Below are 26,197 nucleotides of genomic sequence, written 5' to 3' on the forward strand. Positions count from 1 at the left end.
ACTCCAGAAGCGTTACAGCGAGGTGGGCACGTCCACACCACCCCGGCCTCGGAAAACATTCCGGGTCAATGCGATCTGGGTATGCCGGATGTGTGCGACGCGCGCCTCGTAGGCGCGCATATAGGTCTGGTAGCGGTCGCGGTCGTTGTCCATCAGCGCGGTCAGTGCCAGTAGCTCGTTCGAGTTGGCCTGCAGGTCCGCGTAGTCCTCGGCGCCCAATGCGCGACGCCGCTGCTCGATCGCCTCCAGTCGCGCATGGTGCTCGGCGGCACGTTCGAACATGCGCATCGCGAATGCGTACTGGGCGAGTTCTGTCTGCGCCATTTCGCGGCACAGGATGCGCTGCTGCTGACCGAGACTGTTCGACAAGCCCGAGGGGCACAGCCTGCCGATACTCAATGACGCCGCCGAAGGGGTGGTCCGATCGAGCTTGGCAGTACCTTCCGGCTCGGCGAGCAGTTCGACGGTTTCGCTGGTCGGCTTGTGATCCATCTGCAATCGCGTGTTGACCTTCTGCAGTTCGCCCACGACGGTGTTGCTGCCGCCTCCCCCGATGCGGTCGCGCAGTTGCTGGACCTGCTGGTAGGTCTCGCGATCATGGACCTGCCATGCGGCCGCAGCGGCGCCTGTCGCGAGGACAGCCGCAACAGCGATCGCGACAACGAACCGTCGCCTCACGCGGGGCCAGCCGGGCTCGAATCCGAACGTGCGCTGCAGGCCGCTGGCGAGGTTGCGCGTTCGCGCCTGTGGCGCTATCCGGGACTTCATGCGACACCTCCTGTGTCCGTGCGGGTTTCCATGCTCATAGATCCACCGGAGTCGCCACATCGGACTGCGCGACTCGCGCTCCGCGCATCTCTTTCGGCGGGGCTCGGCCTGAGCCTTTCCGTTGTGCGTAGAACGCAGGCAGCCAGTGCCCGGGATGGAGCGTTCCCGGCGCCACGCCAGCGGAGACTGCCTGCTCGGCTACGACCCGATGCATGATCTCGATGTTGTCGGTGCTTGCCGAAATGACAGCCAGCGCATCGTCCATGCCGCGCAGATTCAGCTGGCAGACCGTAGAGGCGTGGCCCTGCTTGACCAGGAAGCTGCGCGAACGCTCGTCGAGCGAGCGGACGACATCGAACTCGGCATCGGTCAACTTCAGGCCTTCGACGTAGTCTTTCCGGGAGGCATTCGGATTCGGCAGCAGGATCAGCGTCGCGGTCTGTTCGATCAGCGCGGCGGAAATGTCGCTCGCCAGCGCGTCTTCAGGGCTTTGCGTGGCGAAGATGCCGAGACCGTTCTGTTTGCGGATCGTCTTCTGCTTGTTCTTGGCGAACTCCTTGAGCGCGCCGCCCCCGTCGAGGATCTTCCAGAACTCGTCCATGACATAGATCAGGCGGCGGCCATCGATGAGCGCCTCGAGCCGGTGCAGCAGATAGTTGATGACTGGAACCCGCACCTCGGGATTGTCGATCACATCGGTGTAGTCGAAACCGATGATGCTCGCGCGCTCCAGATCGATGACATCCACCGGGTTGTCGAATACCCAGCCGAGTGCGTTTCCGGCCGTCCACTTGCGCAGGCGCGCATACAGGCCGTCGTCGCCCATATTGGGCAGGCTTTTCTGGAAGTTGCCCATCGACCGGAGTGGCGGTGGCATGTCGAGAATGCTCTCCACCGCGCGATGGATGTCCTCGTCCTCGCGCGCGGTGTACTGCGGTTTCCCGGCGAGCACCTTGATCAGACCGGCAAGGAACTGGACGTTCGCCTCGGTATGCGCGCACTGGAAGGGATTGAACCCGGTGGGCGCGCCGTTCTCCAGCGCCAGGTACGCGCCGCCGCAGGCCCGCACGAAGATCTCGGCGCCGCGGTCCTTGTCGAAGAAGAAGATCGTCGGGACCGGGTCGAACTTCTGCACCTGGCTGAGCAGGAAGTTGATCAGCGCCGTCTTGCCGGTGCCGGACTTGCCGATCACCATCGTATTGGCGATCGCCTTTTCCCCGAGCGAATCCTCGGCCGGATGCGTCGCGTGGAAGTTGAAGTAATACGGTTGACCATTGGTGGTCTGCAGCGCAGTGACCGCGTCTCCCCAGGGATTGTGTGCGCGCTTGCCGGTGGCGAAGTTGTGCAGCGGCGAGAGGCCCAGGAAGTTCAGCGAGCTGACGTTGGCCAGCCGCGTGCGGAACTTCCAATTCGCCGGCAGCTGGGAATAGAACGACGCGCAGACCGCGAGATCCTCCTTCACCGACACGAAACCGGCATTCGAAAGCTCCGCGCGCGTGATGGCGATCTGCTCCGCCAGCGACTGCTGGTCCGGGGCGTACAGGGCCATGATGAAATGGTATTCGCCGAGCACGAAGTTGCCCGACGCGATTTCATCCATCGCGTGGTCGAGCTCGGCGATCTGGCTGACCGCCTTGTCGCCCGACGAGATCATCATGCCCTTGGTGCGGTCGAGCACCTTCAACGCGTCCTGCCGGCCCATCGGGCTGAAGGAGTGCGTGATGACGTACTCGAAATCGAGGTACTTGAGCGCGTTGAGGATGCCCGGCCAGGTCGCGTCGGTGTATTCCTTGATGTTGAGGATGGCGCCGTAGTGATTGCCGCCCCCCGGCGCGCTGACCACGAAGTCGCCGGTGCGCGCGGAGAACGTGTGCCCGCTTACGGGCAGATAGTCACAGACCGGTGCACGCAGCACCGGCACCGGCGCGTCGATGCGGTTCAACAGGTAGGCGAACAGCTCCAGGGTTTCGGAGAACACGACGCCGTTGGCGCCGGTGTACATGCCGAGGCGAGCGGGTGCGTAATCCCTGAGCACCGCCTCCGCATTGCCGGCCAGCTCGACGAGCTTGGCCACCGCCTGGTCCTGCTCCGCCTGCAGCCGTACGAGATCGGAAGACTTCTCGACAAGCTTCTTTCCGCTGACGACCGGCCGGAAAATCATCGTCAGATACAACTCGTTCTGCATGATCTTCTGCGAGGAGAGCGCGTCGAAGTAGCGGTCGGACAGTGCCTGGTTGAAGGCCTGGTCAAATGCCGCCGGCATCTCGACACGGCCGCGCCTGCGCACGTCGTGGACCCAGAAGGCGACGTTGACGAAATCCGGGGCGCGCAACGTCTGCAGCATGCGATTGAAGGTCGCGTGCCGGTGCTCGAGCTCCCAGGCCTCGCGCCCGACGAACGGCAACCCGCCCAGGCGCCACGTCAGCAGATAGTCGCCGCCGGTGGTCTTGACCACGTGCGGCGACACATGGGCCGACAGAGGCACGAACTCGGTGATCGACGTCGCAGGCGCGCGCATGGTCAGGACACCCTTTGGCCATCGTGGATCACCGGCCGATAGCTGTTGGCCGTGAAGATCCAGACGTTCCCGCGCCGGCTGACGTCCCGTGCCCTGAGTCGGAACATCCAGCGCAGACCGAGCAGCCGGAAGATCATCTCGTCGCGTCGCGCCATCTGCCGCATGACCATGATCACGAACGGCAGCAGAGCCAGGAAGAACATGTCGATGTAGAACGTCAGCAACAGGCAGGCGCCCGCCCCCACCGCGAACGGCAGGTAGGGCACCCCCATGAACATCGGCGGGCGCGTGCAGCCGCGGAACAGGATGTCCTTACGCATAGCCCGGCAGCAGCTGGACCACGGCCATGGCGGTCGAGGTGACATCGTCGGGCAGCAGCATCTTGGCGATCTGCGCTGCGGCGCCGATCAGGAAGCCGCCGATGAGTACGGGCGCGACGTCGCCGATGCGTTTGTGATTGAACGCGATCTGGTAGCCGGCAAAGATGATCGCAATGGTGACGACCGCGATCGAGGCGACGTTCAACAACGCGTTGATGTTGCCGAAAAAGCTTTGCACGCGTGTGGTCGCGCCCGCCACATCCTGGGCCCAGGCAATGGTGGGGAGCAACGCGAGCGCCCCGCATGCAAACGCTGCGCGCAGCGGCGGGCGGGAGCGGCGGGCGCAATCCGGGGTGATGGTCTTCAACATGGTCTCGTCCTTGACGTTGTCGGTGGGAGTTCCAGCGCAGTACGGTTTGCTCAGAACACGAATGCGGTATCGATCGGCTCGCCGGGCGGTGCGGGTCGGCGGGAGGTGTTCGATGGCAGCGCGCTCGGCTGGGCGGGCGCCGAACTGAGTCGCACCGTCACCGGAGCGCCGTCGTCGATCTGCGGGGGCGGCGCGTGCGGCATCTGGACTGGCGCCACCATGTATCCACCCGTCGGTGGACCCGCCGATATATCCGCAGCAGTGGCCTGCCTGTTGATCGCCCCGGCGTTCCCGGGGCCCTCAGCCTGCTGCGTGCGGGCGGCTTCCTGGACGCGATTGGCGACCCGCGATGACGGCGTGGTGCCGCTCGTGGGCGCCGGCGCAGTGGAGGCCGCGCGGTTGCGGATCACCGGAATCGAGTGCGCGGGGGCCACGGCCTGCCAGGACGCCAGCACCTTTTGCACGTAGCCGTGCTGGTAGCCGGTGACGAAATTGCCCGAGTAGTAACAGCTGAAGGCCTTGCCCCAGTCTCCGCCGGCCCGGGTGTGGCATTCGGACAGAATCTGCGCGCCGGCCCGCAGGTTGGGGCAGATGTCGAAGGCCTTCTCGTGGGAGTCGAGGCCGTAATGCCGGAGATTGTGGCGGTTCACCTGCGCCAGTCCGAGCGAGAAGTTGTAGCCCTCGCGTTCCAGCATCCGGCTGGTGGAGACCGCCTCCTCGAGGCTCCTCGGCTGACGCGCCAGACGACCACCGACCACCCCGATCGCGAACGGGTTGTACGAAGACTCGACGCGGACCACGTGGTGCATCACTTCGGCGGGTACCGCGAGTCCCGCGCAGCCCATCAGTTCCATGCCCGGAAGCATCAGAGCCCCTCCATCGCCAGGGATGCACAGCGCGGCGCGCGCCGACGGAAGGATGTCGTCGCCGGGCTCATGCCGCCATCGCCCGTTCGGGGTCGAAGTCGATCCCGGTGATGAAGCGTCGGCCCGCATGCGCCTTGATGTGGACGACGATCTCGATCGTCATGCGCAGCAGACGCTTGATGACATCGAATTCCAGGCCAGCGCCCTCGGCCGACGCCTTGACCATCAGCGCGAGCTGGTCCCAGGTCTGCTCGGTGCTGCCTGCATGGCAACTGGTGATGGAACCCGGATGGCCGGAGGCGCAGTTGCGGATGAAGTAGAACGACTCGTCACCGCGCAGCTCGGCAAGGATGATCCGATCCGGCTTCATGCGCAGGCAGGCCTCCATGCAGCTTTTGGCGGTGACGTTGCTCGCGCTCTGCCCGCCTTTCGAATACAGCAGATGCACGACGTTCGGCTGGCGCAGGAACAGCTCGCGGGCGTCCTCGATCGTCACGAGCCGCTCCTGCTCCGGGATATGGTCGACGAGGGATTTCATGAATGTCGTCTTGCCGCTGCCGGTCGCGCCGGCGACGACGATATTCTTGTGGTAGCGGACGGCCTGGCGGAAGAACTGCGCATAGTCACGCGAGCGACGCAGTTCGAGCAGCTCGCGGTCCTGATCGCTGATCGACGCCGACGCCTCGGGAATCTCGGCGAAGAAGCCATCGCGCTCGTACTCGTCGAGCGTCCTCGCGTACCGGGACGGCAGCCGGATCGTGATCGACACACGCCCTGCATCGCAGGCCGGCGGAATCACGAACTGTGCGCGCTGCCCCGTAGGGAACGTCAGCGACACCATCGGATCGACGTCGGTGATGCGTTGGCCTGTGTTGCTCTCGTTGACGATCGAGGTGCAGAACTGGCGCGCGCGTTCGAACGTCAGCGAAGGCACGTCCATCCGGCGCCAGCCGTCCCGGGATTCGAGATACAGCTCGCCCGGGCGGTTGATGCAGATCTCGGTGACGTCGGAAGACTGCATGTGCGCTCCGATCCCGAGGACCTCGTACTGGTACTCGAGGAACCGGTTGGAGAGTTGCGCGACGGTGGCAGGTTGGATATCCATGGCCGCTCAGCGCACCACCGCCGAGAAATCGACATCGCGTGCGACATAGACGTTGACGAGCGTGCCCTGGTTGATCGTGACGGTGGGCGGGCGCGCCATGTTGCGTTCCAGCGCCATGTTGGCCATCCGCTCGAGCGTGCGCGCGGTGTTGCTCTCGTAGGGGTTCTGCACCGCGAACCCGTTGCCGAACGTGGTCTGCGGCCGGCCCTGTTCTGCAGCGGCGTACTTGAAGGCGTCACTGAGCGTGCTGATCAACAAGGCCGATGCGAGCCGCTGACCCCAGTGCGCGCTGTAATGGCCGGCGTTGCCGGCGGCGCCGAGCGCGTCCACGCCGGGGCTGCGCATGTTCACGTCGAGCCCGGTCGGCGTCGTGATCCGGTCCCAGATGATGCCCGCGCGATCGCCGATGACGCTGTCGGCGTTGTAGAAGCCCATGACCTTCGAGCCGCGCGGCAGCAACAGGCGCCTGCCGTTCACCGAGTACACCGGCTCGGTCACGATGCACGAGGTGTAGCCGGGGAAGTCACTGATGACGCGCGACTGCAGGACGCAGCGGATATAGGTGCCCCGCAGCAGCAACGTGTCGGGGCTGTACAGCGGACGCGCACTGGTGGGCCCATCCGCGGGCGCCTGCATCACCGACGCGGGTTCGGTCACGCCGAAGCCCACAGGCGCGACCGGCATCCCGTCCGGTCCTGTGCCCGGCATCGCGGACATGCCCGAGCTGCCCGCGACATCCTGCATCCGTCGTTCCAGCAGCGACGGCAACTGGCTGCCGGAAAACGCGCTGCCCGACAGTGCCTCGCCCATGCCACCCGACGCGGGTGCGCGTGGCTCCTCGATCACCGGCAACGGAGGCAACTCCGGCGGCGGCACGTCCGCCCTGGCGACCGGAAGTTCGGGGAGATCCCGCGGCGCTGCCGGGATCACGATCTGCTCTGCCGCCTGCGTACGGGCGCGTGCATCCTCACCGCTCGGGCCACCTCCTGAAAACAACCAGAACGCGAGGCCTCCGAGCAGTACCACGATCCCCGCGAGAAACACGAGCGCGCGGCGGTTGAGGCGTTGCACCTCGGCCGCCTGCAGCACCGGCGCATCCGCGTCGAGATCCGCATGTGGACCGAGTCGCGCCTCGTACGGGTTCGCCGGGCCCCTGCGGTCCGGGTCAGCGGCGCGTCCGCTGTCGACGGGATGCTCGCTCATGGCTCGCTGCTCCTGCGCAGGCCGACCACGTGGGATCCGTGCCGGACAACCAGATAGGGATACGTCCCGTGGACCACGATCACGTCGCCCTCCACCGTCGAGTTGACGACGAACTCGTCGCCGCCTTCGCTGTCCCGGGCGAACACCGCGGGAAAATTGCCGCTGGGGAATCGGGTCCGGTCCCCCATGCGGATATAGGTGAAACGCCGGTCGTCGTAGACGGTCGAGGGCACGAGCCAGTGCGGCGTGCGCCGGTGCTGTGTGTAGTCGTAGCGGAAGTGATACTGCCGATCCGGCTCCAGGCCGGTGCTCAGCTCGGTGGCGACCTCGGCTGGCTCGGTGGCATCGGGTGCGAAGCGGGTATCCCCCGGATAGCTGAAGCGGATCTTGTACTGGACCCCTGCGGCCCGTGCCTGGTCGAGGGAGCGCCAGTCGCTCGCGACGACCTTCATCTCGAAGATGTAGGCATGGGCGGCGGTGCGCACCAGCAGGTTGGTGTCGACATCGACGTTCTTCGGCTTGACGTAGAAGACGTTGTCGCGGCGGCTGATCTCCCATCCGCCACTGAACCCGCTGCTGTAGTCGAGTATCTGCTCGTGCGCACTGAGTTCGATCTGGGTCGTGATGCCCAGACCGGTCCGCACCTGGTAGACGGCATCGGGCTGGTAGGCGTATTCCTCCACCACCTGCGCAACCGCCGGCAGCGAGCAGACCAGCAGCAGCGCTGCTGTCGCGCGGATGACGGACGCGATCGAGCAGATATGTGCACCGCGCGTCATGGAGTGTCTCCGGTCATGGCAGGGGCAATCGGCTCGGCATCGTCGTCGCCGGCGTCCCACGTCTGAGACGGCATGGCCTCCGCATTCGCCGAAAGGGGTGCCGCAGGGCGCGGGAAGTCACGTTCCGGGACCGGCCCGGCAGCGAAGTCGAGATCGACGCGGTAATTGCTCACCCGGAAGCCGAGGGGATTGAGCAGGCGATCCTCGTCGCTGAGCCGGAGCTCGGCGTTGTAGGCGAATTCGAGCGTCGCGATCCGCGCGTCGATCGGTTCGACCCGCCCGTTGGACTTGTCGTAGAGACTGCGCTGGAACCGCACGGTCGCCCCCGACGGACGCCGCCCCTCGCCGCCCCCGATCAGCACGATGCTCAGGATCCGGGTCCGCACGGAACGGCCGGTGCCGTAAAGGCGGAACGGGCGCTCAGGATTGTGTTCGGAATGCAGGTTGATGTAGGCAGGCGCGACCGCGGGGCCGGCCATGGACAAGGTGGTGCGCCAGTTGCGCTGACCGATCAACCCGGAATCGTAGGACTCGCGCGCAAGTACGAACTGGGCGACGTTGCTCTTGTTGACCGCCTCTTCCATCGTGACGTCGCGCTCGTTGAAGTTGCCGGACAGCCGCGCGACGCTGGCGGTGCCGGTGTAGGGATCGGCCATCACCAGGTACGGCACGCGTTCCTTGAGCGGCAGGAACAGCAGATAGCCGCCGGCGAGCATCAGCGACATCGCCACCGCGCAGCCCGCCACACGCCAGGCACGGCGTTCGCTGCGGCGCATCTGATCGGTCAGGGTGAGTTCGTAGCTGACGCCGTGCGCCACGGCACGGTCGATCTCGGGCGATTCGGTGCGCTTGGAGAACATGACCGCCCCGTCAGTCCGCGCCGCCAGCGGCACCGGCCTGTGCCGCCTGCGCTCGACTCACCACGATTGCGCCGCGCTCCGCCGACACCTGGACGCCCTGTGCCGCGTAGGCCGCGGTGAGCGCGTGTGCCGCCTCCTCGATGCTCGTGGTTCGCAGCCGGGCCACCGGCGCATGCAGCGTGTAGTCGTTGCCATGGAGATACGACAGGCGCAGGCCGGCGTCGCTCGACCAGCGTGCGAGAAGGGACTTGAGGGTCTGATCCGACGGAAACGCCTGGAACACATACGCCTGCTCGAGCGGAATCGCCTGCGGGACCTCCGAGAACTGGTGAAGAGGGCGCCATTTCCCGCGGGGATCGGCCGCCTGTGGTGTCGCACACCCGCCCAGCACGGCCAGGCACATGCCAACGACGACTGCGGACATCCATCCCGTGACTGAGGTGCTCATACCCACGCGGCGCTTCCCTGTTGTTCGCATCCGACGGCCTGCCTGCGAACGAGCAGGCACGGATCGAACGCGTTTCCCCGATCGCCCTGCAGACCGGGTTCCCGGGCACGGCAAGGCGATGACGGGTCGACGCTAATCGAGCATGAAATTTCGCGTCAACGCGTCTGGCTGCGGATGTGTGGGGCGCCGCCCGCCGTCCGACTCCCCTGACGACGCGATCCGGAAGTCGCACGAATCAAGGGATTTTCGAGCGTTTCCTGGGATCTTGAACCCGGCAGCCTTGCGATTCCCGGAGTGCTCTCCCGACACGCGATGACGTGAGTTCCGAACACGCCCGGGGAATTTCCCGACCCGTTGTTCCGGAGAAGCACGTCGGCATCTTCGATGCGCCCGCCCGCATCCTCGTCGTCAACAAGACACGCATCCGCGAGACCCATGGACCGAGCCGAGATGGAAGACTTCGTCGCGAGCGCCGCGCTGCTCGCCGCGCACCTGACGCAACAGTGCGAGACCGCCGCCGCGGACCAACGTGCCGCCGCCGGCGCGCTGCAGGAGGCTGCGGTCAATGTCGCCCACCACGTGGACGCCGGCCGTGAGGCGCTGCGCCGGTCGACCGCAGCGGCCGTGCGCGACACCTTGACCGGCCAGCTCGATGCCACGACCGCCCGCGCAGATGCATCGGCCCAGCGCCTCGAACATCTCATCGCGTACCTCGACCGCGCGCAGGCGGCGCTGGGCGCGCGTGCGCGCCTGCTGGGCGGCGGGGCATTGCTGGCACTCGTCGTGGGTGGAGTGGCCGTCATTGGCGCCAGCGGATACGTGACCAAGCTCAATCTGGAGCGTGCGGACCGCGCGCGGGTACGCGCCGACGTACTGGAGGCACTGCAGCACGTTGCGATCACCGCGTGCGATGGCCGGCCCTGCATCAAGCTCGAGGACGGACTTCGCCACTGGCCCGCGAACGACGACTACGTGTACGTCGATGCGCCCGAGGCGGCGCCATGACCGGGCGCGCCGCGGTTCTGCAGCACGAAGGCAGGGGGCCCCATGTCGACTGAGAGATGGATCGCTGCAGCGTTCATTACGGTTGTCGCCGTCGTGGCCGCGCTTTATTTCGCTGGTTATCTCGTGCTCGTGCTGCTCGGCCTCGATACCGCCGTGCTCGGTATCGGCACCTGGTACGCCTATCTCAGCGTCATCGAGCATCCGCAGGTCGCGCCGTACGCATGGCGGATCTGGACCGCCGGCGCAATCGGATTCGGCCTGATGTCCCTGGTCTGGCTGGCACTGGTGGTGATGCTGTTCAAACTCCGCAGCCATCGCAACATCCATGGTCGCGCGCGCTTCGCGGGCCTCGTGGACCTCGCCAGGACCGGCCTGCTGAAGCATCGCGACGATGGCATCGTCCTCGGCCAGATGAACGGAAAAATCCTGCGCCTCTCGGGCCAGCAGTTCGTGATCCTGGCCGCCCCCACGCGCTCGGGCAAGGGCGTGGGTGTCGTGATCCCGAACCTTCTCGACTACAGAGAGTCGGCGGTCGTGCTCGACATCAAGCAGGAGAACTTCGACCTCACCTCGGGCTGGCGCCGCTCGATCGGGCACGATGTCTTCCTGTTCAATCCGTTCGCCGAAGATCGTCGGTCGCATCGGTGGAATCCGCTGACCTACGTCTCGTCGGATCCTTCGTTCCGGGTATCGGATCTCCAAGCCATCGCGGCGATGCTTTATCCGGACGGCGACGACAAGGATAAGTTCTGGACCAGCCAGGCGCGCAACGCATTCCTGGGCTTCACGCTGTACCTGTTCGAGCAAGCCGACGCACTCGACGACGCCCCGAAGCCCACGCTCGGTGAAGTGCTGCGCCTCGCTTCGGGCGATGGGACCGAGCTCAAACCGCATATCCAGAAGCTGGCGGACGCGCCGTTTCTCGGCGGCCAGTCGCGCACGGCATTCGCTGGCCTGCTCTCGCAAGCCGACGTCACCTTCGCCTCGATCATCGGCACGTTCCGGGAGCCGCTGAACGCCTTTCTCAATCCGGTGCTCGACGCGGCCACCAGCGGTGACGACTTCCGGCTCGACGATGTGCGGCGCAAGCGCATGACCATCTACGTCGGCATCCAGCCGAACAAGCTGGCGGAGAGCCGCCTGATCGTGAACCTGTTCTTCAGCCAGCTCATCAACGTCAACACCAAGACGCTGCCCCAGAACGACGCGTCCCTGAAGCATCAGTGCCTGCTGCTGATGGACGAGTTCACCTCGATCGGGCGTGTCGACATCATCGCGAAGGCCGTCGCCTACATGGCGGGCTACAACCTGCGCCTGCTGCCCATCATCCAGTCGATGGCGCAGCTGGACGCGGTGTACGGCAAGGAGCTCTCGCGCACCATCATCACCAACCACGCCCTGCAGATCATCTATGCCCCGCGCGAGCAGCAGGACGCCAACGACTATTCCGAGATGCTCGGATTCACCACCGTGCGCCGCCGCGCGCGTACCCGCTCGCATGGGCACGGCCGATCGGTGTCGGACAACGAGGTGCTCGAGAAGCGGGCCCTGATGCTGCCCCAGGAACTCAAGGCGATGGGGCCGCAAAGGGAGATCGTGCTCTACGAAGGCCTCGCGCACCCGGTGCTGTGCAGGAAGATCCGGTATTACAAGCACAGCTACTTCATGAAGCGGCTGCTGCCGAAAGTGGTGGTCGCGCCGCTGGCGCTGGACGCGCACCATGCAGGCGTAGCGGCCGCCCGCGGCGGCGCACGCGATCGGGCGGCGCTGTCCGAACGGTCACCCTCGCCCGCCTGATAGGCTGACCGGATACCGCCTTGCCTGCGGCCATTCCACAGCGGACCGGCAGGATCGGTACCGGCAACCGCCTGCACAGGCAAGGAAGCGGCGCCCCCGTTCGACTGCGAACCCGACCACCCCGCCGCTGTCGTCGCACACGGTTAAACTCCGCCCATGCTGCGTCTAATCGTTCTCTGCGGCGGCCTGCTGGCCGCCTTCGCCATCCCCTCGTCCGCCCTCGCCTGGGGCAAGGCCGGGCATCGCCTGGTCGCGCAACTGGCCGAGCGTGATCTCGCGCCGGGCGCGCGTGCCGAGGTGGCCCGGCTGCTGGCCGGCGAGCCCGATCCGACACTCGCGGGCGTGGCCTCGTGGGCCGACGAGCTGCGCGAATCCGATCCGGATCTCGGCCGCCGCTCGGCGAAATGGCATTACGTCAACATCGGCGAGTCGAATTGCCGCTACAGCGCGCGCCGCGATTGCCCCGGTGGGGACTGCGTGATCGAGGCGCTGAAGGCGCAGACCGCGATCCTGGCCGATCACGGCCGGTCGCGCGCCGAACGCGCGCAAGCGTTGAAGTTCGTCGTGCATTTCGTCGGCGACGCACACCAGCCGATGCACGCCGGCTACGGCCACGACCGCGGCGGCAATTCCCACCAGATCAACTACCGCGGCCGCGGCACGAACCTGCATTCGTTCTGGGATAGCGGTCTGCTCAACAGCGCCCGGCTGTCCGGCGATGCCTGGCTGGCGCGTCTGCAGCAGCGCACGCCCACGCGCGACCGCACACCGGTGCTGCCGGTGCCGGCCGTCGCCTGGGCCCAGGCGTCGTGTCGCATCGCGGTGTCGCCGGGGGTCTATCCACCGCGCGCGACGGTCGGCGAAGACTATGTGCGCGCGCATCTGCCGCAGGTCGAGCAGCAGTTACGCGACGCAGGCGCGCGCCTGGGCGCGTTGTTGAACGCGACGCTCGCACGCTGATTCCGGTTGCCGGGCGCGCGGACGGGCGCCTGCGACGATAGGGACGCGGCGCCGCGAACGGTTCATCGCGATACCGACCCAGCCGACGAGCCCTCGGCGGCCCGTCTCCGCCGTGCCGCCCGCGGTAGCGGCACTGCGTGATGCCGTCGAACCGCACGCCCGTCGATCCGCTTCGGGTGCGTCATTGTTCCCTCGCAGGGGCCTCGCTATGCTCGATCGCCCCCAACGCTTCCCGGACACGCCGATGCGCGCTGGTCTCGTTTCGATTGCCGGTGGCCTGGCGATGACGCTGCTGGCCGCCGGCGCGCAGGCGCACGACCACGATGCACACCAGCGTGCGTCCTCGCCCGGTTCGCACGCCTCGCCCGTCAGCGTGCCGCTCGATGCGGCGGCGCGTGCCACGTTGCAACGGCACCGGGTGAATGCAGGGGCGGATGGCGGGGCCCGGCATTGTGACGGCGTATCGCTGGCCGCGCTGCTGCAGGCCAGCGGCGCGATGCCCGACACGCCGCTGCGCGGGGCCTCACTTGACCGCTACGTCCTGGTGTCGACGCGCGACGGCGATCGCGTCGTGTTCTCGCTCGGCGAGCTCGACGCCACGCTCGGCGAGCGTGCGGTGTATCTGGTCGACCGCTGTGACGATACGCCGATCGCCGACGACGTCGGCCCGTTGCGTCTGCTGGTTCCCGACGACGGCCGGCCTGCGCGCAGCGTGCGCCGCGTCGACGCGATTACCGTCGTCGCCGCGCCCTGATGTCCGGACGACGCACCATGCTCCGACTCCGACTCCGACTCCGACTCCGACTCCGACTCCGGCTCGGGCTGGCGCTCGTCCTGCTCGTCGCCCTGCTGCCGGCCTGGGCACAGGCGCCGCAGCCCCTGACCGTGTTCGCCGCCGCCAGCCTCAAGGAATCGCTGGATGCGGCGGCCGCGCAGTACCAGCGCGAGACCGGACAGGCGGTGCGGGTGTCGTATGCCGCGAGTTCGGCCCTGGCGCGCCAGATCGAACAGCGCGCACCGGCCGACGTCTTCGTGTCCGCCGATCGGGACTGGATGGACCGGCTGCAGGCGCGTGGCCTGATCGAGCCGTCGACCCGGCGCGACCTGCTCGGCAACACGCTGGTGCTGGTGGCACCGGCCGCGAGCCGTGCGCAGCCGCTCACGCTGGATGCACGCAGTGATCTGCTGCCGCTGCTGGGCGCGCGCGGACGTCTGTCCCTCGCGATGACCGCCAGCGTGCCGGCCGGCAAGTATGCGAAGGCCGCGTTCGAATCCTTCGGCCAGTGGCCGGCGCTGGCGCCGCGCGTGGCCGAAACCGACAGCGTGCGCGCGGCCCTGGCGCTGGTCGCGCGCGGTGAGGCGCCATTGGGCGTGGTCTACGGCAGCGACGCCCGGGCCGAGCCGCGGGTCAAGGTGCTGGCGACGTTCCCGGCCGAGAGCCATCCAGCGATCGTCTATCCCGCCGCCAGGGTGCGCGCGAGCCGTCTGCCGCAGCAGGCCGATGCCTTCGTGCAGTGGCTCGACGGCGACACGGCCTCGGCGATCTTCCGTCGCCACGGTTTCGAGATTCGTTGACGCATGGCCGTCGAGGGCACGGTGCTGGGATTCGCGCCCGATGAACTGGTCGCCATCCGCCTGAGCCTGAAGGTCGCGGCGGCGGCCGCCCTCGCCAGCCTGCCGCTGGGCATCGCGGTCGCCTGGCTGCTGGCGCGGCGTCGTTTCCCCGGCAAGGCGCTGCTCGATGCGCTGGTGCATCTGCCGCTGGTGCTGCCGCCGGTGGTGGTGGGCTACGCGCTGCTGGTGCTGTTCGGCGGCAACGGGCCGATCGGCCTGTGGCTGGAATCCACGTTCGGCATCACGTTCGCGTTCCGCTGGACGGGCGCGGCGCTGGCGAGCGCGATCATGGGCTTCCCGCTGCTGGTGCGCACGGTGCGGCTGTCGATCGAGAACGTCGACCGGCGCCTGGAAGACGCCGCGGCCACACTCGGCGCGAGCCCGCTGCGCGTCTTCGTCACGGTGACGCTGCCGCTGGCGTGGCCGGGGCTGGTGGCCGGCGCGGTGCTGGCGTTCGCCAAGGCGCTGGGTGAGTTCGGCGCCACGATCACCTTCGTCTCCAACATTCCCGGCGAAACCCAGACCATGTCGTCGGCGATCTACGGGCTGATGCAGGTCCCCGGCGGCGAGTCGGGCATCTGGCGGCTGGCGGCGGTGGCGGTGGCGATCTCGTTCGCGGCCCTGCTCGCATCGGAATGGCTGGTGCGCCGCCAGCGCGGCGAGGAGCGGGCGCCGTGACGCTCGCGATCGACATCCGCCTGGAACGCGGCAGCTTCGCGCGCTCGGTGCAGATCGCGTCCAGCGCGCGCGTGGTCGCATTGACCGGTCCGTCGGGCGTCGGCAAGACCAGCGTACTCAACGCGATCGCCGGCCTGTTGCGGCCGCGCGCGGGACGCATCGTCGTCGATGAGCGCGTGCTGTTCGACGGCGCACGCCGCATCGACCTGCCGGTGCACCGGCGCCGCATCGGCTACGTCTTCCAGGACGCACGCCTGTTCCCGCATCTCGATGTGCGCCGCAACCTCGGCTACGGGCGCCACGCACGCGACGACGTGCACGCATTCGCGTTCGAGCAGGTGGTCGAACTGCTGGGCATCGCGCCGCTGCTCGCGCGCCGCCCGGCCAACCTGTCCGGCGGCGAGGCCCAGCGTGTGGCCATCGGCCGTGCGCTGCTGTCGCAACCGGCGCTGCTGCTGCTCGACGAACCGCTGTCCGCCCTCGACCAGGCCCGCCGCGAGGATCTGATCCCGTACCTGCAACGCGTGCGCGACGACCTGGCCATGCCGATGCTCTACGTCAGCCACACGCTCGACGACGTCCGCCGCATCGCCGACGAGGTGCACGTGCTGGACTGAGCGGGCGACGCCGCGTTCACCCCGGGCTTGCGCTAATCGGGCGTCGTCGAACGAGATGCCGCGCATGCCCCGCACCCGCGCCGTTCCCATCGAGCACACGCGCCGGTATCTCGAACCCGGCCCCGTCGTGCTGCTGTCGACGGCACACAAGGACGAGCGCGGCATCATGACGCTGGGCTGGCACATGATGCTGGGCGAGGACCTCGTCGGCACCTACATCTGGTCGGCCAACCGCAGCCACGCGCTGGCGCGGCGCAGCCGCGAATGCGTGATCAACCTGCCCACCGAGGCGCTGCTCGACACCGTGGTTCGCATCGGCAACTGCAGCAGCGACGAAGGCGACAAGTTCCAGCGCTTCGGCCTGACCCCGGTGCCCGGCACCGACGTCGACGCGCCGGGCATCGGCGAGTGCCACGCGCGCTTCGAGTGTCGGCTGCACGAGACCCGCATCACCGCCGACTACCCGCTGTTCGTCTGGCGCGTGGTGGCCGCCCACGTCGCATCCCGGCCGAAGTGGCCGCGCACCGTGCATTACCGTGGCGACGGGCAGTTCATGGTGTCCGGCCCGACGGTCTCGCGGCGGCGATTGTTCCGTCCCGACATGCTCGGCTGAGCACGGCGTCGCGATATCCACGCGCTCTCCACCCGGCGGGGCGGATAACCGCGCCATGATCCGTGTCTGGTTGTGCCTCGTCGTCGTCCTGCTGGCCGGCTGCAGCCCCTATCCCCGCGACACGCACGACAGCAGTGCGCGGGCGCGCGATGCGATGCGGGTGGGCGTGAGCCACGATCCGCCGTTCGTCGTCGTCGAGCTCGGCCGGCCACCGCACGGCAGCGAGATCGCACGCATCGAGGCCTTCGCCGACGCGCGCGGCCTGCGCATCGAGTGGGTCGTCGACGGCCACGAGCGGCTGATGCAGGCGCTGGTGGAGCACCGGCTGCACATCGTGGCCGGCGGCCACGGCGTGGATTCGCCCTGGACCGACGTGAGCTGGTCGCGCCCCTTCCACGTCCGCGATGCCCGGGACCACATCGCCGAGCGGCGGCTCGCACTGCCGCCGGGCGAGAACGCCTGGCAGCTGGACGTCGACCGGCATCTCCATGCGACGCGTCGGGAGCGCGAATGAGCGGTGCCTCCTCACCTGTGATCTCCGAACGCACACCGCGTCCGCTCGGCAGCGCGCAAGACGCGGATCTGCGCCGTGCCGCGCGGCTGTGCTGGTGGTCGATCGGCCTGCTCGGCGCGGTCACGGTGATGATGTATGCCGCGATGGGCGGCTCGCAGGCGATGCAGACCGCACTGATAGAAGACGTGCTGAGCATGCTGCCGCCGATGGCGTTCCTGATCGCGCTGCGGTTCCGGGCGCGCGGCGTCGACGCCACCTACATCAACGGACGCGAACGCGCGTTCGACATCACATTCCTCGCCTCCGCGGTCGCGTTGACCGCGGTCGGCGCCTTGCTGGTGCTCGACTCGCTGCACGTCCTGGTCACCCGCACCCATCCGGTGGTCGGCACGGTGGCGATCGGTGACACGGTGATCTGGCAGGGCTGGGTGATGATCGCGGCGCTCGCCGTGTCCTGCGTACCGCCGGTGATCCTCGGCCGGCTGAAGCTGCGGCTGGCGCGGCGCCTCGATTCAAAACCGCTGCACACCGACGCCGACATGAACAAGGCGGACTGGATGACCGCCGTGGCCGGCATCGGCGGGATCGTCGGCATCGGCTTCGGCCTGTGGTGGGCCGATGCGGCCGCCGCGTTGTTCATCTCGGTCGAGGTACTGCGCGACGGCGTGCGCAACCTGCGCAACGCGGTGCGCGACATGCACGATGCGCAGCCGCAGCAGGTGGACCGTCGCGACGTCGATCCCCTTCCCGCCGCGGTGGCCGAGGCGGTGGGCGCGCTCGATGGCGTGACCGCGTGCCGCGTGCGTTTCCACGAGGAAGGGCTGCGCCTGTCGGGCGTGATCCACGTGGCCACCGCCGAGGGCGCGCTGAGTGCCGCCCAGGTCCAGAGCATCCGCGACACCGCACGCGCGGTGCACTGGCGGATCGATGCGGTGGCGGTGATGCCCGAGCCGCGCATGATCGATGCGCCGACGCGCGATGAACCGCTCCGTCCGCCGCCGGAGGACAGGCATCCGCGGCGCGGTTAGGCTTGCCGGATGACCGTTCCCTTCGATGATCTCCACGCGGCCGCCGAGCACATCCGGCGTCACGTCACGGGCCCGCTGGACGTCGGTGCGCCGCTCGGCATCGGCAAGCCGCACCGCCTGCTCAATGCGCTCTACGACGCCGCCGTGGCCGATCCCGCGCGGCCGATGACGCTGTACACCGCGCTGTCGCTGGATCCGCCGTCCGGCGGCCAGGACCTCGAGGGCCGTTTCATCGGCCCGTTCGCGGCGCGCCATTTCGGCGAGGACTTCGTGCGCCTGAAGTACGTGGACGCGCTGCGCCGCGACGCGCTGCCGGCGCACATCGAGGTCGAGGAGTTCTACATGCAGTCGGGCGCGATGCTCGGCTCGCGCCAGGCCCAGCGGCGCTACGCCAGCCTCAACTACACGCACGTGGCCCGGGCGCTGGCCGATCGCGGCGTCAACGTGCTGGTGCAGAAGGTCGCGGCCAACGAGGACGGCACCCGCTTCTCGCTGTCGTCGAATACCGACCTGACCTTCGATGTGATCGACGCCCTGTTGGCGGCCGGCCGCCCGAGGCCGCTGGTGGTCGGCGAGATCGATCCCGAGCTGCCTTGGCTGGGCGGCACTGCGGCCGTGGACACCGCGTTCTTCGATGTCATGGTCGTGCCGCCACCGCCGTATCCGAAGCTGTTCGGCCTGCCGCGCCAGCCGGTCTCGGATGCCGACTATGCGATCGGCTTCTACGCCAGCGCGCTGGTGCGCGATGGCGGCACGCTGCAGATCGGCATCGGCGCCCTGGCCGATGCGCTGTGCCATGCGCTCGCCCTGCGCCACACCGACAACGCCGCGTACCGGCGCGTGCTGCACGCACTCGACGCGGACATCGCGACGCATCCCGCGGTCGTCGCCAGCGGCGGGCTCGATGCCTTCGACATCGGGCTCTACGGCTGCAGCGAGATGATCAACGAGGGCTTCAAGCGGCTGGTCGAGGTCGGCGTGATCCGGCGCAAGGTCGTCGACAAGGCCGCGCTGATGCAGCGCGTGAACGCCGGCACCACGAGCGCACTGGACGACGAGCTGATCGAGCGCGACGGCGAGTTCCTGCACGGCGCGTTCTACCTCGGCTCGCCGGATTTCTATGCCTGGCTGCGCGGCCTCGACCCCGACACGCGCCGCGGCATCGGCATGAAGCGCGTCGGCGAGGTCAACGAGCTGTTCGGCCTCGACGAAGGCCTGGAGCGCCTGCAGCGCCGTGACGCGCGCTTCTTCAACAGCTGCATGATGGCGACCGCGCTCGGCGCGGCGGTGTCCGACGGGCTCGACGACGGCCGGGTGGTCTCGGGTGTGGGCGGCCAGTACAACTTCGTCGCGATGGGCCATGCCCTGCCCGACGCGCGCTCGGTGCTGCTGCTGCGCGCAACGCGGCCGACCGCCGGCGGGGCCGAATCCAACATCCGCTGGCACTACGGGCACACGACGATTCCGCGCCACCTGCGCGATCTCTACATCACCGAGTACGGGATCGCCGACATTCGCGGCGCGACCGACGAGGACTGCGTGACCGCGATGGCGCGCATCGCCGATGCAGCCTCCCAGCCTCACCTGCTGACGCGCGCGCGAGATGCGCGCAAGCTCGATCTCCGCTTCGTCGCCCCCGGCGCCTGGGCGCGCAACACGCCGCAGCACCTGCGCGATGCGCTCGCGCCGCTACGCCGCGACGGCACCCTGCCCGACTACCCACTGGGCAGCGATTTCGATGTCGTCGAACAACGCCTGCTGCGGGCACTGGCCTGGTTGCGCGCACAGACCGCGACCCGCCGGGGCAAGCTGGCGACGGTGTTCGATGCACTGCGTGCGGGCATCGGCGACGACACGCCGGCGCTCGCACGCATGCAGTTGCAGGCGCCCCGTGGGCTCAATGAACACCTGATGGCGCGGCTGGTGTCGCTCGGCCTGCGCCGCACCGCGCGTGACGGCGCGACCGGAGATGTGATCGCGCCGACATCCGCCGCATGAGCGGCCTGGCCTGGACCGCTTGCGATCGCGTGGCGCGCCTCCATCTCGTTCGACGACACCCGTGCAGGACCCGACCATGACGACACGCGCCGACCAGCTTCGCGAGGCCCTCGCCGCGCTGCAGCCCACGCACCTCGATGTCGAGGACGAGAGCCATATGCACAGCCGCGGGCTGGAGACGCACTACAAAGCGGTCGTGGTCAGCGCGGCGTTCGACGGCAAGCGTCTGATCCAGCGGCACCAGGCCGTCTATCGCGCGCTCGGTGCGCAGATGCAGCAGATCCATGCGCTGGCGCTGCACACGTTCACGCCCGAGGAGTGGGCGGCGGAAGTGCAGGTGCCGGATTCGCCGCATTGCCGCGGCGGCAGCAAGCACGACATGCCCAAGGCCTGACGAATCCGTGTAGGAGCGCGCTTGCGCGCGAACGGGGCATTTGCGGGAATGCCCATCGCGCGCAAGCGCGCGCCTACATGGGGCTAACGGCGAGACCCGTACGGGTTGAGCGTTCGCGGCCACACCGCCTACAAAAAAGCCCGCTTTCGCGGGCTTTTTCTTGACACCTTCAACGCTCGCGCAAAACGATCAGAGCGCCTTCGCCGCTTCGACGATCTTCTCGACCGTGATGCCGAAATGGGCGTACAGCTTGTCCGCCGGGGCCGAGGCACCGAAGGTATCGATGCCGATGACCGCACCGTCCAGGCCCACGTAGGCACGCCAGAACGGGGTGACGCCGGCTTCGATCGCGACGCGCTTGCGCACGGCGTTCGGCAGCACCGATTCGCGATACGCCGCGTCCTGGCGGTCGAATACGTCGGTCGACGGCATCGAGACCACGCGCACGCCATCGCCCAGCTGTTCGGCCGCCTGCGTCGCCAGGCCGACCTCGGAACCGGTGGCGATCAGGATGATCTCCGGCGTACCGACCGAATCCTTCAGCACGTAGCCACCACGCGCGATGTCGGCGACCTGCGCCGTGTCGCGCGGCTGGTGGGTCAGGTTCTGGCGCGAGAACACCAGGCAGCTCGGGCCGTCCTGACGCGTGATTGCCGACTTCCACGCCACCGCCGATTCCACCGCGTCGCACGGGCGCCACACGTCGTTGTTCGGGATGTAGCGCAAGGAGGCGAGATGCTCGACCGGCTGGTGGGTCGGGCCGTCTTCGCCGAGGCCGATCGAATCGTGCGTGTAGACATGGATCGCGTGCGCCGGGATCAGTGCGCTCATGCGCACCGCATTGCGGGCGTAATCACTGAAGACCAGGAAGGTCGCATCGAACGGAATGAAGCCGCCGTGCAGCGCCAGGCCGTTGGCGATCGCGCTCATGCCGAACTCGCGCACGCCGTAATAGACGTAGTTCGCGTTGGCATCGGTGCTGGCCGCGGACGTGCTGCCTTTCCACAGCGTCAGGTTGGAGTGCGCCAGGTCGGCCGAGCCACCGACCAGTTCGGGCAGCAGCGGCGCGAACGCCTCGATCGACATCTGCGAGGCCTTGCGCGAGGCGATCGTCGGGCCGTCTTCCTGCAGCTTGGCGATGAAGGCATCGGCCGCGTCGACGAAGCCGGCCGGCAGTTCGCCGTGCGAGCGGCGCACGAGCTCGGCGGCGAGGTCCGGATACTTCGCCTTGTAGGCGTCGAAGCGCTGGTTCCATTCCGATTCGCGCACCTGGCCGGCCTCGACCGCGCGCCAGCCGTCGCGCAGCGCCTGCGGCACCTCGAACGGACCATGGTTCCAGCCGAGCGCGGCGCGCGTGGCATCCGACTCGTCCTTGCCCAGCGGCGCGCCGTGCGAGGACTCCTTGCCGGCGCGGTTGGGCGAGCCGAAGCCGATCGTCGTGCGGCAGCACACCAGCACCGGCGCGTCGTCTTCGGCGGTGGCGGCTTCGATCGCACGCGCGATCGCATCGGCGTCATGGCCGTCGACGTCGCGGATCACGCGCCAGCCGTAGGCTTCGAAACGCGCCGGGGTGTCGTCAGTGAACCAGCCTTCGGTGTTGCCGTCGATCGAGATGCGGTTGTCGTCCCAGAACGCGACCAGCTTGCCCAGGCCCAGCGTGCCGGCGAGCGACGCGGCCTCGTGCGAAATGCCTTCCATCAGGCAGCCGTCGCCCATGAACACCCAGGTGCGGTGGTCGACGATGGCGAATTCGGGCCGGTTGAAGTGCTGCGCGAGCAGGCGCTCGGCGAGGGCGAAGCCGACGGCGTTCGCGAAGCCCTGGCCCAGCGGGCCGGTGGTGGTCTCGACGCCCGGCGTCTCGTGGCGCTCCGGGTGACCGGCAGTCTTGCTGTGCAGCTGGCGGAAGTTCTTCAGCTCGTCGAGCGGCAGATCGTAGCCCGACAGGTGCAGCAGCGCGTAGTGCAGCATCGAGCCGTGGCCGTTCGACAGCACGAAGCGGTCGCGGTTGAACCACTGCGGGTTCGCCGGGTTGTGGCTCAGATGGTCGTTCCACAGCACTTCGGCGATATCGGCCATGCCCATTGGCATGCCGGGATGGCCGGACTTGGCGGCATCGACGGCGTCGATGGCGAGGAAACGGATGGCGTTGGCGAGTTCGCGGCGGGTCGGCGTGGTCATGGGCTCGTAGACGGGCGGCAGCGGGCGGGAGCCCGCAATTGTCCCACGCCTGCCGCCGCGCTGCCGGGCGGAGCCGGGGCGCCGGATCAGAGCGTGCGCGAATCCGGCGTAGCCAGCTCCGTATCAAGCGCCACGCCCGGCGCATCGGCCGGCTCCGAACGCCCGATCACCACCGAGCCGGCCATGTCGCCGCCGATGTTGACCACGGTGCGGCACATGTCGAGCAGGCGATCGACGCCGAGGATCAGGCCGATGCCCTCGGGCGGAATGCCGAACATCGCCAGGATCATCGCGATCACCGGCAGCGAGCCCCCGGGCACGCCGGCCGCACCGACGCCGCCCAGGATGCACAGCAGCAGGATCAGGATCTGCTGGCCCATGCCCAGCTCGACACCGAAGAACTGCGCCAGAAAGAGCACCGTGATGCCTTCGAACAGTGCCGTGCCGTTCATGTTGGCGGTGGCGCCGAGCGTGCAGACGAAGCGCGCCACCCGGCGCGGCACGCCGAGGTTCTCTTCGGTGACCTTCAGCGTGGTCGGCAGCGTGGCGCTGGACGACGACGTGGAGAACGCCGTCAGCAGCGCCGGCTGCGCGCCGCGGAAGAACGTCAGCGGACTCATCCGCCCGAAGATCCACAGCAGGATCGGGATCACGATGAAGAAATGGAAACCCAGCGCCGCGATCACCGTGCCGACGAAGCGCGCCAGTTGCACCAGCACGTCCACGCCCAGGCGCGCGGTGATCGAGAACAGCAGCGCGGCGACCGCGTACGGGGCCAGCGCGATCACCCAGCCGATCAGCTTCAGGCAGATGTCGTAGATGCCCTGCACCGCGGCGACGAAGCTGCGCGTGCCCGGCGTGCGCAGCACGGTCGCGGCGATGCCGAACATCAGCGCGAAGAACATCACCGCGATCAGGTCGCCGCGCGCGGCGGCATCCACCGGGTTGCGCGGCACGATGTTGAGCAGGATCTGGATGCCCGACACGCCCTCGCGTGCACCGGCGATCTCGGCCGCCCGGTCCGACGAGGCTTCGAGCAGCGTCTGCGCGACGGCTGGATCGATGCCGCGCCCCGGCTGGAACAGGTTCACCGCGAACAGGCCGATCATCACCGCCATCGTGGTGACCACCAGGATCCACAGCAGCGTTTTGATGCCGATGCGGCCCAGCGAGCCCGGATCGCCGATCTCGACCACGCCCAGGATCAGCGCCGAGAACACCAGCGGAATCACCAGCATGAACAGCAGGCGCAGGAACAGCTGGCCGACGGGGTCGGCGACGTAGGTCACCAGGCCGTCCAGCCAACCGGCATCGCCGCCGTAGAAATTCGCCGCCAGGCCCGCCACGGTGCCGACCAGGAACCCGATGAGCATCTTGGTGTGCAGCGCCATGCCGCCGGAGCCGGAAGTCGGTGTCATCGGGAGGTCCTGTGCGGAAGGCCGGCAGCTTAGCAAGCCCCGGGCATCCCCTGACAGGTCGACGCGGCGCCGGATCCGGGCGCCAGCCGGTATCCTTGGCGCATGTCTTCGCTTTCCCCTGCCGGCACCGCCGGCGACGCGCTCGAGACGCTGCAGCGCGTGTTCGGCCATGCCGCGTTCCGCGGCGAACAGGCCGCCATCGTCGAACACGTGGCCAGCGGCCACGACGCTCTAGTGCTGATGCCCACAGGCGGCGGCAAGTCGATGTGCTTCCAGGTGCCGGCCCTGCTGCGCGACGGGGTGGCGATCGTCGTGTCGCCACTGATCGCGCTGATGCAGGACCAGGTGGACGCGTTGCTGCAGTCCGGCGTGCGCGCCGCATTCCTCAATTCCACGCTGGATGGCGAGACCGCACAGCGGGTGGAGCGCGAACTGCTGGCCGGTGAACTCGACCTGCTCTACGTCGCGCCCGAGCGTCTGCTCACTCCGCGCTTCCTGTCGCTGCTCGACCGCGCCCCGCTCGCCCTGTTCGCGATCGACGAGGCGCACTGCGTGTCGCAGTGGGGTCACGATTTCCGCCGCGAGTACCGCGAGCTGACGATCCTGCACGAGCGCTGGCCGCACGTGCCGCGCATCGCGCTGACCGCAACCGCCGATCCGCCGACCCAGCGCGAGATCGCCGAGCGCCTGCAGCTCGAAGACGCGCGCCGCTTCGTCAGCTCCTTCGACCGGCCCAACATCCGCTACACCGTGGTGCAAAAGGACAACGCCAAGCGCCAGTTGCTGGACTTCGTGCAGGGGCATCGCGGCGAGGCCGGCATCGTCTACTGCCTGTCGCGGCGCAAGGTCGAGGAGACCGCCGAATACCTCGCTGGCCAGGGCATCGATGCGATTCCCTACCACGCCGGCATGGACGCGGAGTTGCGCGCGGCCAACCAGCGGCGCTTCCTGCGCAGCGACGGCGTGGTGGTCGTCGCGACGATCGCGTTCGGCATGGGCATCGACAAGCCCGACGTGCGCTTCGTCGCGCACACCGACCTGCCGAAATCGATCGAGGGCTACTACCAGGAAACCGGCCGCGCCGGACGCGACGGCGAGCCGGCCGATGCGTGGATGTGCTACGGCCTCGGCGATCTCGTGCTGCTGCGGCAGATGATCGAACAGTCGGACTCGGGCGACGAGCGCAAGCGCCTCGAGCACCGCAAGCTCGACGCACTGGTCGGCTATTGCGAGACGATGCGCTGCCGGCGCCAGGTGCTGCTGGCGAACTTCGGCGAGGACTACGCGGCCAAGGGCGCGGGCCAGCCCTGCGGCAACTGCGACAACTGCCTGGACCCGCCGGCCGCGTGGGATGCCACCGTGCCGGCGCAGAAGGCGCTCAGCTGTGTGTATCGCAGCGGCCAGCGCTTCGGCGCCGCGCACATCATCGACATCCTGCGCGGCAGCGAAAGCGAGCGCATCCGCCAGTTCGGCCACAACCAGCTCAGCACCTATGGCGTCGGCACCGACGTCGATGCGCGGGTGTGGAAAAGCGTGCTGCGCCAGCTGGTCGCGCAGGGTCTGCTCGACGTCGACGCCGAGGGCTACGGCGGCCTGCGCCTGACCGAAGCCAGCCGCGGCGTGCTCAAGGGCGAGACGCAGGTGATGCTGCGCAAGCCGACGAACACGAAGGAACGCGTGCGGACCTCACGCGCCGCGACCGGCGCCGACATCGATCTGGCACCGGCCGACCGGCCGCTGTTCGAATCGCTGCGCGCCCTGCGCGGACGCCTGGCGCGCGAGCAGAACGTGCCCGCCTATGTGATCTTCCACGACGCCACGCTGCGCGAGATCGCACGCCTGCGCCCGATCAGCCACGGCCAGCTCGGCGGCATCGGCGGCGTGGGCGCCGGCAAGCTGGAACGCTACGGCGACGCGGTGCTGGAAACGGTGCTGGACGCGGACTGAAGAAGGCCCTGCGTCCGTTCCACGCATGCCGCCCGAACCGATGCGCATGGTCGACAAGCTCGATAGGGCCCGCTACCCGACGAAGGCGAACAAACTGCTTCGCTGCGCGCGCCTGCCTCTACACGCGGGCCTGCAGCCTCCTGCGTCTCAACCCGGGCAAGGGCGTCAGCGCGGCGGAAGAGCTCAAGCGACAGCGCCT

At 68.3% G+C, this 26,197-nt stretch carries 24 protein-coding genes and 1 pseudogene; 13 read left to right on the forward strand and 12 right to left on the reverse strand.

Going from position 1 to position 26,197, the window contains the following annotated elements; all coding sequences use genetic code 11:
- Positions 1–12: 12 nt before the first annotated feature.
- From ACF3M1_RS13125 to ACF3M1_RS13170, 10 genes are all read right to left on the reverse strand, one after another.
- Positions 13–768: a hypothetical protein gene (locus tag ACF3M1_RS13125; RefSeq protein WP_394001332.1), complete on the reverse strand. Its 756-nt coding sequence runs from the start codon at positions 766–768 to the stop codon at positions 13–15.
- A 34-nt stretch (positions 769–802) separates the two neighbouring features.
- Positions 803–3,286: a VirB4 family type IV secretion/conjugal transfer ATPase gene (locus ACF3M1_RS13130; RefSeq protein ID WP_394001334.1), complete on the reverse strand. Its 2,484-nt coding sequence runs from the start codon at positions 3,284–3,286 to the stop codon at positions 803–805.
- 2 nt (positions 3,287–3,288) lie between these two features.
- The gene (locus tag ACF3M1_RS13135) at positions 3,289–3,606 is read right to left on the reverse strand and encodes a type IV secretion system protein VirB3 (RefSeq protein WP_394001336.1); all 318 of its coding nucleotides are present in this window, start codon (positions 3,604–3,606) and stop codon (positions 3,289–3,291) included.
- Complete coding sequence (locus tag ACF3M1_RS13140; RefSeq protein WP_394001338.1) at positions 3,599–3,976, reverse strand: TrbC/VirB2 family protein; 378 nt, start codon at positions 3,974–3,976, stop codon at positions 3,599–3,601. The genes ACF3M1_RS13135 and ACF3M1_RS13140 overlap by 8 nt, the downstream gene beginning before the upstream one ends.
- A 50-nt stretch (positions 3,977–4,026) precedes the next feature.
- A complete protein-coding gene (locus ACF3M1_RS13145; RefSeq protein ID WP_394001340.1) occupies positions 4,027–4,830 on the reverse strand; it encodes a transglycosylase SLT domain-containing protein in 804 nt (267 codons plus the stop codon).
- 79 nt (positions 4,831–4,909) lie between these two features.
- Positions 4,910–5,947 carry a P-type DNA transfer ATPase VirB11 gene (gene virB11, locus ACF3M1_RS13150; RefSeq protein WP_394001342.1) on the reverse strand — a complete coding sequence of 346 codons (1,038 nt, stop codon included), beginning with the start codon at positions 5,945–5,947 and terminating at the stop codon, positions 4,910–4,912.
- A gap of 6 nt (positions 5,948–5,953) precedes the next feature.
- A complete protein-coding gene (locus ACF3M1_RS13155) occupies positions 5,954–7,150 on the reverse strand; it encodes a TrbI/VirB10 family protein (protein ID WP_394001344.1) in 1,197 nt (398 codons plus the stop codon).
- The gene (locus ACF3M1_RS13160; protein WP_394001346.1) at positions 7,147–7,929 is read right to left on the reverse strand and encodes a TrbG/VirB9 family P-type conjugative transfer protein; all 783 of its coding nucleotides are present in this window, start codon (positions 7,927–7,929) and stop codon (positions 7,147–7,149) included. The genes ACF3M1_RS13155 and ACF3M1_RS13160 overlap by 4 nt, the downstream gene beginning before the upstream one ends.
- Positions 7,926–8,822 (reverse strand): virB8 family protein, encoded by an 897-nt coding sequence (locus ACF3M1_RS13165; RefSeq protein ID WP_394001348.1) that lies wholly within the window; start codon positions 8,820–8,822, stop codon positions 7,926–7,928. Before ACF3M1_RS13165 ends, ACF3M1_RS13160 begins: the two co-directional genes overlap by 4 nt.
- Entirely contained in the window at positions 8,800–9,213 is a 414-nt protein-coding gene (locus ACF3M1_RS13170) for a hypothetical protein (protein ID WP_394001350.1), read from the reverse strand. Before ACF3M1_RS13170 ends, ACF3M1_RS13165 begins: the two co-directional genes overlap by 23 nt.
- A 459-nt stretch (positions 9,214–9,672) precedes the next feature.
- On the opposite strand from ACF3M1_RS13170, the gene ACF3M1_RS13175 reads away from it, so the two are divergent.
- From ACF3M1_RS13175 to ACF3M1_RS13230, 12 genes and pseudogenes are all read left to right on the forward strand, one after another.
- Positions 9,673–10,242 (forward strand): hypothetical protein, encoded by a 570-nt coding sequence (locus tag ACF3M1_RS13175; RefSeq protein ID WP_394001352.1) that lies wholly within the window; start codon positions 9,673–9,675, stop codon positions 10,240–10,242.
- Positions 10,243–10,284: 42 nt separating this feature from the next.
- A pseudogene (locus ACF3M1_RS13180) lies at positions 10,285–11,952 on the forward strand (type IV secretory system conjugative DNA transfer family protein); the annotation flags it as partial.
- A 243-nt stretch (positions 11,953–12,195) separates the two neighbouring features.
- Entirely contained in the window at positions 12,196–12,999 is an 804-nt protein-coding gene (locus ACF3M1_RS13185; protein WP_394001353.1) for a S1/P1 nuclease, read from the forward strand.
- A 208-nt stretch (positions 13,000–13,207) separates the two neighbouring features.
- On the forward strand, positions 13,208–13,753 hold the full coding sequence (locus tag ACF3M1_RS13190) for a hypothetical protein (RefSeq protein ID WP_394001355.1): 546 nt from the start codon (positions 13,208–13,210) through the stop codon (positions 13,751–13,753).
- Between the two features lie 17 nt (positions 13,754–13,770).
- A complete protein-coding gene (gene modA / locus ACF3M1_RS13195) occupies positions 13,771–14,574 on the forward strand; it encodes a molybdate ABC transporter substrate-binding protein (protein ID WP_394001357.1) in 804 nt (267 codons plus the stop codon).
- 3 nt (positions 14,575–14,577) lie between these two features.
- Entirely contained in the window at positions 14,578–15,291 is a 714-nt protein-coding gene (gene modB, locus ACF3M1_RS13200; RefSeq protein ID WP_394001359.1) for a molybdate ABC transporter permease subunit, read from the forward strand.
- Positions 15,288–15,908 carry a molybdenum ABC transporter ATP-binding protein gene (gene modC, locus ACF3M1_RS13205; protein ID WP_394001361.1) on the forward strand — a complete coding sequence of 207 codons (621 nt, stop codon included), beginning with the start codon at positions 15,288–15,290 and terminating at the stop codon, positions 15,906–15,908. The genes modB and modC overlap by 4 nt, the downstream gene beginning before the upstream one ends.
- Positions 15,909–15,972: 64 nt before the next feature.
- Positions 15,973–16,521: a flavin reductase family protein gene (locus ACF3M1_RS13210; protein ID WP_394001363.1), complete on the forward strand. Its 549-nt coding sequence runs from the start codon at positions 15,973–15,975 to the stop codon at positions 16,519–16,521.
- A gap of 55 nt (positions 16,522–16,576) precedes the next feature.
- On the forward strand, positions 16,577–17,035 hold the full coding sequence (locus ACF3M1_RS13215) for an ABC transporter substrate-binding protein (protein ID WP_394001364.1): 459 nt from the start codon (positions 16,577–16,579) through the stop codon (positions 17,033–17,035).
- Positions 17,032–18,063, forward strand: coding sequence for a cation transporter (locus ACF3M1_RS13220; RefSeq protein WP_394001366.1), 1,032 nt, complete (start codon positions 17,032–17,034; stop codon positions 18,061–18,063). The genes ACF3M1_RS13215 and ACF3M1_RS13220 overlap by 4 nt, the downstream gene beginning before the upstream one ends.
- 9 nt (positions 18,064–18,072) lie before the next feature.
- Positions 18,073–20,061, forward strand: coding sequence for an acetyl-CoA hydrolase/transferase C-terminal domain-containing protein (locus ACF3M1_RS13225; RefSeq protein WP_394001368.1), 1,989 nt, complete (start codon positions 18,073–18,075; stop codon positions 20,059–20,061).
- 76 nt (positions 20,062–20,137) lie between these two features.
- Positions 20,138–20,455 (forward strand): BolA family protein, encoded by a 318-nt coding sequence (locus ACF3M1_RS13230; protein WP_394001370.1) that lies wholly within the window; start codon positions 20,138–20,140, stop codon positions 20,453–20,455.
- A 189-nt stretch (positions 20,456–20,644) separates the two neighbouring features.
- On the opposite strand, the gene tkt is transcribed toward ACF3M1_RS13230, so the two are convergent.
- Positions 20,645–22,633 carry a transketolase gene (gene tkt, locus ACF3M1_RS13235; protein WP_394001372.1) on the reverse strand — a complete coding sequence of 663 codons (1,989 nt, stop codon included), beginning with the start codon at positions 22,631–22,633 and terminating at the stop codon, positions 20,645–20,647.
- 86 nt (positions 22,634–22,719) lie between these two features.
- Positions 22,720–24,051 carry a dicarboxylate/amino acid:cation symporter gene (locus ACF3M1_RS13240; RefSeq protein ID WP_394001374.1) on the reverse strand — a complete coding sequence of 444 codons (1,332 nt, stop codon included), beginning with the start codon at positions 24,049–24,051 and terminating at the stop codon, positions 22,720–22,722.
- 102 nt (positions 24,052–24,153) lie between these two features.
- On the opposite strand from ACF3M1_RS13240, the gene recQ reads away from it, so the two are divergent.
- Positions 24,154–25,998 carry a DNA helicase RecQ gene (recQ, locus tag ACF3M1_RS13245; protein ID WP_394001376.1) on the forward strand — a complete coding sequence of 615 codons (1,845 nt, stop codon included), beginning with the start codon at positions 24,154–24,156 and terminating at the stop codon, positions 25,996–25,998.
- Positions 25,999–26,197 lie beyond the last annotated feature (199 nt).

It is taken from the genome of Luteimonas sp. WGS1318 (genome assembly GCF_043187535.1).
Taxonomy (GTDB): domain Bacteria; phylum Pseudomonadota; class Gammaproteobacteria; order Xanthomonadales; family Xanthomonadaceae; genus Luteimonas.